The organism is Actinomadura sp. KC345, from assembly GCF_004348515.1.
In the GTDB taxonomy this organism is placed as follows: domain Bacteria; phylum Actinomycetota; class Actinomycetes; order Streptosporangiales; family Streptosporangiaceae; genus Spirillospora.
Map to the genome: position 1 here is coordinate 1 of NZ_SMKH01000548.1, position 1,853 is coordinate 1,853.

The 1,853-nt window shown below is 72.2% G+C and carries 2 protein-coding genes; one reads left to right on the forward strand and one right to left on the reverse strand.

The features are described from left to right. The coding region (locus E1281_RS39435; RefSeq protein ID WP_131884778.1) for an FAD-dependent oxidoreductase at nt 1-1,348 on the reverse strand (1,348 nt) is incomplete at its 3' end. Nucleotides 1,349-1,467: 119 nt separating this feature from the next. On the opposite strand from E1281_RS39435, the gene E1281_RS39440 reads away from it, so the two are divergent. Then, a partial coding sequence (locus tag E1281_RS39440; RefSeq protein ID WP_165959324.1) for a VOC family protein occupies nt 1,468-1,853 on the forward strand: 386 nt, incomplete at its 3' end.

The following is a 1,853-nucleotide window of genomic DNA, read 5'->3' on the forward strand; positions in this document are numbered from 1 at the left end:
AGCTGTTCCCGCAGGTGGCGGCGGCGCCGATCAGCTCGCCGAGCGCGTACACGCCCTCCATCGCGGTGCCGTCGGTGCGGCGCACGCGCAGCCGTTCGTCGACGTCGAGGCCGGCGAAGGTGATGAGCGTGATGCCGTGGTTCTCGATCGCGAAGAACGGGCCCTCGGAGATGGGGGCGGGCAGGTGGGTCCGGCCGAACTCGGCGTCGTCGCCCGCGGAGACGGACGCGTTGTAGCGCTCGACCGTGGCGGTCAGGCCGTCCGGTGAGATGCCGGCCAGGGCGGCGAGTCCGGCGACGGTGTCGGCCTTGTGCACGCCGACGCGGGCGCCGGCCTTGGCCAGGATGTCGTCGGGGCTCCACCCGATGACCATCGGGACGGACGAGAGCCGCGCCTTGTCGTCGAAGACCGTCCAGAACGTCCCGTCGGTGGACGCGGCGAGCGCTCGTTCCTTGAGGTCGATGCTGGTCTCGTCCTCGGCGACGAAGCGGTGCCCGGCGCGGTCGACGTAGATCTCCCACGGGAGCCGTTCGGTGGCGACCAGCAGCGGGCGTTCCCCGTAGTACGCCTTGCCGGGGGTGGTCGGGTGCGGGAGGCCGCCGAAGGTCGGCAGGTACTGTCCCTGCCCGCCGATCGCCGCCCCCGCCTCGCGCGCGATGACGAGGCCGTCGCCGGTGGAGGTGGGGTGGGCGGCGCTGACGAGTGGGACGCCCTCGATCTCCTCGAAAAGCTCCTCGTCGGAGGCGAATCCGCCGGTGGCGAGCACGACGGCACGGGCCGTCACCTCGACCTCGTCCACTCCGTTGTGCAGGACGGTGACGCTCGGCGCGCGGCCGTCCGGCTCGGTGAGGCGGATGGCGGTGCTGCCCAGCCACAGCTCGACGCCTCCGGCCGCGATCTGCTCGTCCAGGAGCCGCTTCAGGACGGCGAGGATCGACAGGCCCGCGTCCTTGCCGTAGTAGGTGCGGGGGGTGCCGTACGGCTCGTGGCCGTAGACGAGGCGGGGGGACTCGGGCGCGAACTCGAAGCCGAGGTCGTCCAGCCAGTCGATCGTGTCGGGCGCGCCGCGGGCGGCCAGTTCGACGAGATCGGTGCGGGCGGTGCCGCCGCTGATCCGCTCGATGTCGGCGAGGTGCGCTTCGACGGAGTCCTCGATGCCGTGGTCGCGCTGCCGGCGGGTGCCGGCGGCGGACATGTGGCCGCCGGTGGTGTGCAGGGTGCCGCCGACGCGGGAGTCCTTCTCGATCAGCAGGACCCGGGCGCCGCGGGCCGCGGCCTCGACCGCGCACGGGATGCCGCCGGTGCCCGCCCCGACGATGACGAGATCGTAGTTCTGGGCCGTCGTCACGCTCGCTCCCTCAGTTGTTCCGATTCAAGGAACAGTGTTCCACTATGGTCATGGTGATGGTCGCCGGAGGGTGATCGCAACCGCATCTCATCAGTGAAACGCTGTCCAAAGGAGGGTCCATGTCACTCGGAGCCGTCATCGAGGCCGTGGTGGCCACGCGCGACCTCGACGCGTCCATCGACTTCCACACGCGGGCGTTCGACCTGGAGGTCCTGCGGCGGGACGCCGGCGGCGCGCTGCTCGGCGGTCCGGGCGGCACCACCGGGCTGCTCCGCCTCGTCGCCACGCCCGGCGCGCCGGACCTGCCCGACCCCGAGATCTGGGACTTCGGGCCGCGTCTCCTCGGGATGTACACCCGCGACGTGGAGCGGACCGCCGCCGCGATCGAAGCCGCGGGAGGCCGCTCCCTGGAGCGGGTGACCTACGCGTACGGCGAGGGGACGCTCACCGAGTTCGTCGGGTTCGGCACGGACGGCATCTGGTGGACGATCCCCTGGGCCCGCCC